1 protein-coding gene is annotated in these 614 nt (G+C 63.5%); it reads right to left on the bottom strand.

All coding sequences use genetic code 11. From position 1 onward, the window contains the following. The coding region (locus ACYPYD_RS18035) for an MFS transporter (RefSeq protein WP_459664605.1) at nucleotides 1-614 on the bottom strand (614 nt) is incomplete at its 5' end.

The following is a 614-nucleotide window of genomic DNA, read 5'->3' as shown; positions in this document are numbered from 1 at the left end:
TCAGGCAGCCCGTAGTGGCTTGCCGGCAGTCTCGTCGGTGAATCGCAATGCCACGAGGCCCACCACGCAGGCGGCGATCATCACGTAGGCAGGCATAAGCTGATCGCCCGTCCGGTCGATCAGCCAGGCGTTGACGGCCGGCGCAGTGCCACCGAACAGCGAGGTCGAGAGGTTGTAGGCGATCGCGAAGCCCGCAAAGCGCACCGGCGTCGGGAAGAATGCCGGGAACGTCGCGGATATCGTCGCGAGTTGCGGAACATAGAGCATTCCCAGGAGCGCATAGCCGATGACCGCGCTCGCCGGTCCCGCATCCATCACATGATAGAGTGGTACTACCGCAAGCATGAGCCCGATCAGCGAGGCCATCCACATCGGCTTTCGACCGATGCGGTCGGAAAGTGCCCCTGCAAAAGGCAACAGCACCATCATGAACAGCATCCCCGCCAGCGGCACCGCAAGGGCAGCGTCGGTCGACAGCCCGAGGCGGCGTTCCAGATAGGTCGGCATGTAGCTGAGCAGCGTGTAGTTCACGACATTGAGCGCGATCACGAGGCCGCTCATCGCCAGCAGCGCGCGACGGTGACGGGTCAAAAGATCGCGCAAGGGGGATGCAG

It is taken from the genome of Novosphingobium sp. 11B (assembly GCF_054589055.1).
Note: the sequence above shows the minus strand (reverse complement) of the source record. Positions and strands in the feature narration are given on the sequence as shown.